Annotated in this window: 4 protein-coding genes and 2 rRNA genes; 1 reads left to right on the forward strand and 5 read right to left on the reverse strand. The window is 69.5% G+C overall.

All coding sequences use genetic code 11. The features are described from left to right. The first annotated feature begins 2 nt into the window (after positions 1 to 2). Positions 3 to 1,472: a sodium:solute symporter family protein gene (locus tag LY41_RS06180; RefSeq protein WP_253862814.1), complete on the forward strand. Its 1,470-nt coding sequence runs from the start codon at positions 3 to 5 to the stop codon at positions 1,470 to 1,472. Between the two features lie 130 nt (positions 1,473 to 1,602). On the opposite strand, the gene LY41_RS06185 is transcribed toward LY41_RS06180, so the two are convergent. The 5 genes from LY41_RS06185 to LY41_RS06205 form a co-directional block, all read right to left on the reverse strand. Then, entirely contained in the window at positions 1,603 to 2,034 is a 432-nt protein-coding gene (locus LY41_RS06185; protein ID WP_253862815.1) for an acyl-CoA thioesterase, read from the reverse strand. Positions 2,035 to 2,104: 70 nt separating this feature from the next. Then, positions 2,105 to 5,080 carry a bifunctional [glutamine synthetase] adenylyltransferase/[glutamine synthetase]-adenylyl-L-tyrosine phosphorylase gene (locus tag LY41_RS06190; RefSeq protein ID WP_253862816.1) on the reverse strand — a complete coding sequence of 992 codons (2,976 nt, stop codon included), beginning with the start codon at positions 5,078 to 5,080 and terminating at the stop codon, positions 2,105 to 2,107. Positions 5,081 to 5,124: 44 nt separating this feature from the next. Then, a complete protein-coding gene (locus LY41_RS06195; protein WP_253862817.1) occupies positions 5,125 to 5,877 on the reverse strand; it encodes a type 1 glutamine amidotransferase in 753 nt (250 codons plus the stop codon). 208 nt (positions 5,878 to 6,085) lie between these two features. Next, a 5S ribosomal RNA gene (gene rrf, locus LY41_RS06200) occupies positions 6,086 to 6,202 on the reverse strand. A 107-nt stretch (positions 6,203 to 6,309) separates the two neighbouring features. Then, positions 6,310 to 6,418, reverse strand: a 23S ribosomal RNA gene (locus tag LY41_RS06205); the annotation flags it as partial.

The following is a 6,418-nucleotide window of genomic DNA, read 5'->3' on the forward strand; positions in this document are numbered from 1 at the left end:
CGATGACCCTGATGATCGTCCTCGGCTACTTCCTCGTCCTCATCGCGATCGGCATGGTCGCCTACCGCCGGGTACGCAACTCCACCGACGAGTTCTTCGTCGCCGGTCGTAGCCTCGGCACCTTCGTGAACTCCTGGGCATTCATCGCCTCACTGGCCAGCGGCGGCTCGGTGATGGCGAGTGTGGGCAGTGCCCTGGCGCTCGGGTTCCCGTTCGCCGCTGCCCTGGTCGCCGGTGCCCCGGTCGGCTTCGTGGTCGCCTCGGTGCTGGTCGCCCGACCGCTGCGGAACCTGGGCAAGTACACCGTGCCCGACTTCTTCGACGCCCGGTTCAACAGCCCGATGATGCGGGTGGTGGTGCCGGTGCTCATCGTGATCGCCAGCAGCGTCTACATCGTCTCGCAGCTGAAGGGCTCTGCCATCGTCGCGGGCCACCTGCTCGGCTGGGACTACCAGACCGCGTTGTGGATCGCCGGGATCGTCTTCGTCCTCTACGTCTCCATCGGCGGCTTCCTGTCGGTGACCTGGAACGACATTTTCCAAGGCATCCTGCTGTTCTCCTGCATGGTCGGTCTCGGCATCGCCGCGTTCAGCGCCATGGGTGACTTCCCTGCTGCCTGGAACGCCACCCTGGAGGCGTACCCGGCACTCACCGGTGCCGCCGACGCCCACTCGATCTGGTCCTACGTCGGCGCCTTCCTGACCTGGGCGACCGCGATCTCGGTGCTGCCGCACGTGATCATGCGGGTCTACTCGGCGCGCAATGTGCGGTCCGCGCGCGTTTCGCTCAACACCGCGATGCTGCTCTTCGGCGTCATGATGCTCATCGTCGCGATCGTCCTCGTGCCGGCCGCCGCGACGCTGCTGCCGAACGCGGACATCACCGACCCCGACGCCCTCTTCCTCACGCTGGCCGACCGCGTCTTCGGCCCGATCGGCCAGGGTCTGCTGGCCGCCGCCGTGCTCGCCGCGATCATGTCCACCACCGCGGGCCTGCTGATGGCCTGCAACTCCGCGATCGGCCACGACCTCTACCACCGCCTGCTGCGCCCGCAGGCCAGTCAGAAGGAGGTCATCCGCGTGACCCAGGCCGCGACCTGGGTGGTGGGAATCCTGTGCATCCTGCTGGCGATCAACCCGCCGGAGTTCCTGATCGTGCTCTACACGGCCGCGGTGGCACTGCTGGCGTCCGCGTTCTTCGCCCCGATGGTGCTCGGCATCTGGTGGCGCCGCACCACGGCGGCCGGCGCCGGAGCCGGGATGATCGGCGGCGCCGTACTGTTCGGCACCGCCTTCGCGATGGGCCTGCCCACGTCCTCGGAGGTGCTGATCGCGTTGCCGGCATCGTTCCTGCTCACCATCGTGGTCAGCCTGGTGACCTCGTCCGGCCGGGACGACGACGCCCGGGACGCCTGGCTGGCCACGCAGGAGACCGACAAGGAGGCCACGGCGGACGCCGAGTCGACGCGCTGAGCTTCCGGAGCCGCCCGGTGACACGGGTGGCGATCGGCCACCTCCCCGGGGCGGGCGACTCCTCGCACGACAAGCGCCGACGCGGAGCACGGAGCTCGCGTCGGCGCTTGCGGGGTTCGCGGGGTTCGGCTCAGCTGCCGCGCAGCAGGTCCAGGTCGACGCCCGCATCGCGGATGCGCTCCATCGGCGCCGGAACGAGCTTGCGCTTCTCGAGGTCCATCAGTCCGATCGTGGATTCGAGCTCCGCGGACACCGTGCCGTCGAGCTTGGTGATCACGTTGTCCATCCAGAAGACCTTTTTGTCCTCCTCGAACCGCGTCACACACGACACCGTGGCCTCGTCGCCGAAAAGCAGCTCCCTGCGGAAGCGAACGTGGGACTCGAGCATCACAAGGCCGATGCCCTGTTTGATGAGGCCCTCGGTGACTCCCGCCGTCACGGCCAGCTCGGTGCGGGCGACCTCGCCGTACTGGTGGTACACCGCCTGGTTGACGTGGCCGTTCGGGTCCAGCTCGTACGTCCGGACCTTGACCTGGATCGAGAAGGGTTCACGCTCAGTCACGCATGCCACCATAAGCGGCATTCCCGGCCCGGGTCTCCCCAAGGTGAGCCGCCGCTCACCTCTCGACCCGTCACTCCTCGTAGAACAAGCGCTCGACGACGGCATGCGCCTGCCGGGTCGTCTTGCGGTACGTGTCGAGGAACTCCCCCGCGTCGTCGTCCACGCCGTAACCGAACACGCTCGCCACTGCGGTCAGCTCACGTCCCGAGGTCGGCAGCTGGTCCACGGCCTTGCCCCGGACCAGCATCGCCGCGTTGCGCGCCCGCGTGGCCAGCAACCACGCATCCCGCAGCGCATCGACGTCCTCCCGGGCGGCCAGGCCCGCCCCGGCCATCGCCTCGAGCGCGGCCGGGGTCGCCGTGGTCCGTAGTTCCGGAACCTCGTGCGCGTACCGCAGCTGCGCGAGCTGCACGGTCCATTCGACGTCGGCGAGCCCGCCGCGGCCGAGTTTCGTGTGCATCGACGGATCGGCACCACGCGGCATGCGTTCGGTGTCGACGCGGGCTTTGATGCGCCGCACCTCCCGCAGCTTCGCCGCGTCGAGCCCGCCCTCCGGATACCGGAACGGATCGATCGCGGCGACGAACCGCTCGCCGAGGTCGGGGTCACCGGCGAGGAAACGTGCCCGCAGCAACGCCTGCGCCTCCCACACCTCGCCCCAGCGTTCGTAGTAGGCGCGGTACGACTCGAACGTCCGCACCAGCGGGCCGCTGCGCCCCTCCGGCCGGAGGTTCGCGTCGACCTCCAGCGCCGGGTCCTGTGTGGGAGCACCGAGCATCGCGCGCACTGTCTCGGCGACGGTCGTGGCGAACTTGAGCGCCTGCTCGTCGGTGGCGTCGGCGGTGCGCTCGCACACGAACATGACGTCCGCGTCGGAGCCGTAGCCGAGTTCGCTGCCGCCGAGTCTGCCCATGCCGATCACGGCGATCCGCGCGGGCACACCACCGGCCTGCGCCTGCTGGTACCGGGTCGCCGCTTCGAGCGCCGCCTGCAGCACCGCCCCCCACACCGACGAGAGCGCATCGCACACCGACGGCACGTCCAGCAGGCCGAGCACGTCCGCGCACGCCACCCGCAACAGCTCGTGCCTGCGCAACGACCGTGCCGTCGCCACCGCGGCGTCCAGTCCCGGCTGCCTGCGCGCCGCCGCCCGCAGCGAGTTCGCCGTCTCGGCGGGCGGACGCCCGCGCAGACGCTCGGAGTCGCCGAGCATGCGCAGCACTTCCGGAGCCCGCACCAGCAGGTCGGGGACGAGCCGTGACGTGCCGAGCAGGGTGGCGAGGTTCTCCACCACGGCCGCCTCGTCCCGCAGCACCCGCAGGTACCACGGGGTGTCCGCGAGCGCTTCGGACACGCGCCGGTACGCCAGCAGCCCGGCGTCGGGTTCCGGGGTGTCGGCGAGCAGGTCCAGCAGCACGGGCAGCAACGTCTGTTGAATCGACGCGCGCCTGCTCACGCCGGTGGTGAGCGCGCGGATGTGCTGCAACGCGCCTTCCGGCGAGGCGAATCCCAGCGCGGTGAGCCGTTGCTGCGCCTGTTTCGCCGTCAACCGGAGTGCCGCGCTGGGCACGCGCGCGACGGACTCCAGCAGCGGCCGATAGAACAGTTTCTCGTGCAGTCGGCGAACCCGCCCGACGTGTTTGCGGAACTCGTGGTCGAGTTGTTCGGGACGGGACCGCGCCCGCGACGAGCGAATCCCCGAAGCCTTGGCCAGCCAACGCAACGCGGCCGTGTCGTCCGGTTCCGGAAACAGGTGGGTGCGGCGCAGCGCCCGCAGCTGCAGGCGGTGCTCGAGCACCCGGAGGAACTCGTACGACTCGGCCATCTCCTCGGCGTCGGTCCGCGCGACGTAGCCGCCGGTGCCGAGCGCCGCGAGCGCGTCGAGTGTGGAGGCCGATCGCAGTTCCCGGTCGATCCGCCCGTGCACCAATTGCAGGAGCTGCACCGCGAACTCGACGTCCCGCAGTCCGCCCCTGCCGAGTTTCAGTTCGCGGTCGGCGATCTCGGCGGGGATGTGCTTCTCCACGCGACGGCGCATGTGCTGCACATCGGCGACGAAGTTGTCCCGCTCGGCCGCGGCCCACACCATCGGGGCGACGAGCTCGGCGTACCTGCGGCCCAGCTCGGCATCACCGGCCGCAGGGCGGGCCTTGAGCAGCGCCTGGAACTCCCACGTACGCGCCCACTTCTTGTAGTACGCCTCGTGGCCGTCGAGCGTGCGCACCAGTGCGCCGGCCTTGCCTTCGGGACGCAGCGCGGCGTCGACCTCGAAACACGCCTTGCCGACGACCCGCATCATCGCGGTCGCCAGCCGGGTGCCGACCTGCAGGTCACCGTCGCCGACGAACACGACGTCGACGTCGCTGACGTAGTTCAGTTCCCGTCCACCGCACTTGCCCATGGCGATCACCGCGAGCGTGGCGTGTTCGGCATCGCGCGTCTCGTGTTCGGCGATGGTGAGGCCGGCCTGCAACGCCGCGTCGGCGGCGTTCGTCAGCGCGTGGGTCGTATCGGCGAACGTCGCCGCGGTCACTTCCGATGCGACGAGGTGGCCGAGATCGTCACCCGCGATCTCCAGGACGAGCCCCCGGTAGGCCCTGCGCAGTGCCTGTTCGGCCTCGGCCCCGGTCAGCACCTCACCGTCGGCACCGTCGGCACGGACGGCGGCCTGCAGGCTCGCCGCATAACCGGCGGCCGGAGTGGGGTCGACGAGCCGCCGCCACTGCCGCGGTGAACCGACAAGGTAGTCACCGAGCGCCGTCGACGAGCCCAGGATGCCCAGCAGTTTGCCGCGCACGACCGGATCGGTGCGCAGTGCCGCATCGAGGCCGGCCCAGCCGTCCCCGTCGGCTTGGCGAATCCGGTCGATGGTCCGCAACGCGAGGTCCGGATCCGGTGCGTGCGCGAACGCAGCCAGCACCGATTCGGCTCCGGCGACCGGGCCGGTCCCTGTCCACCAGCCCGCTGCGTGCAGTTCGTCGGCGGCGTGGTCCGAGGTGAAACCGAACCTCGCCGTCGATGCCGCGGGGCGAACGCTGTCTACCATCGGCTCCTACCGTAGTCCGCCTGCCGGCGCCACGGGTGGTGCACTCACGCCAGCGGAAGTCCGCGCCGCGGGTCGTCGGCGGGGCGCACCGTCCCTGCCGCGAGGGCGACGAACCGGTGCGCGAACGGCCGCCAGGTTTCGTCGATGTCGGCGTGCACCCGATCCAACGTCTCGGCGTCGAACGCACCGGGCTTCGCGACGCCCGCCACGTCCGGGGACCGCGCCACCCACGTGTCGACGATGTCCGGGGTCGTTTCGATGTGGAACTGCAGCCCGTAGGCACGCCGGCCGATGCGAAACGCCTGGTGCGGATACAGCGGCGTCGACGCCAGCAGCGTCGCCTCGCCGGGCAGCATCTCGATCGCGTCCCGATGGAACTCGAGGACATCGGGCATCAGCGGGAGCTCGGCGAACAACGGATCCGTCCACGCCGCGTCCTTCTTCGACACGAGTTTCGGTCCTGCCTCCGGGCCGTGTGCCCCCGCACGCACGACACCGCCGGTGGCGGCGGCGAGCAGCTGACCGCCGAGACATACGCCCAGGGTCGCGACGCCACCACCGACCGCGGTGCTCAACAGCCGGCGGACGGTCGACAGCCAGGGGTAGGCCTCGTCGGCGAAGGCGTTCATACCTCCGCCCAGGCACACCACGGCGTCGTAGCCGTCCACTGTTGCCGGCACCTCGTCCGTGCCGGCGAGGCGGACGTCGAGTTCGGCGCCCGCCTCTTCCAACCATTCGCCGAGCGCGCCGGCCGGGACGTTGTCGTCGGGCTGAACGACCAGAATCTGTGTACTCACGTCGTCAGCCTAGGCACGATGTCCGCCACAGAGCCACACCACGGGCGAAGCCACACCACCGACGAACAGACCACGCACCAACGCACACCCGTTCGGCCGTACAACAGACCGACGACACAGGAATAGTGGTGGAAAATGAGAAAAGCCCGTGGGCGACTCACCGACGGTGTCGGGAGTCGAGCCCACGGGCCCTACCATTTTATGTTGGGTTCGGCGGTGTCCTACTCTCCCACACCCTGTCGAGTGCAGTACCATCGGCGCTGGCAGGCTTAGCTTCCGGGTTCGGAATGGGACCGGGCGTGTCCCTGCCGCTATCACCACCGAAACACTACGAAACAACACACCGTTGCCCCGCGCCACACGAACCAGCCGGCCGGTGTGGGGCGGGTGGTGTGGTGTTTCAGGATCGTAGAGTGGGTGCGTAGCATCGTTGTAGGCAAGTCCTCGGCCTGTTAGTACCAGTCCACTCCAACACACATTACTGCGCTTCCATGTCTGGCCTATCAACCCAATCATCTCTTGGGGGCCTTAACCCACAACG

This window comes from Prauserella halophila (assembly GCF_024171895.1).
GTDB lineage: Bacteria > Actinomycetota > Actinomycetes > Mycobacteriales > Pseudonocardiaceae > Prauserella > Prauserella halophila.

What these genes read in the sequence shown, in the direction of transcription:
- LY41_RS06180 (WP_253862814.1), top strand. Translation starts at nt 3, where the DNA reads ATGACCCTGATGATCGTCCTCGGCTACTTCCTCGTCCTCATCGCGATC.
- LY41_RS06190 (WP_253862816.1), bottom strand. Translation starts at nt 5,080, where the DNA reads ATGGTAGACAGCGTTCGCCCCGCGGCATCGACGGCGAGGTTCGGTTTC.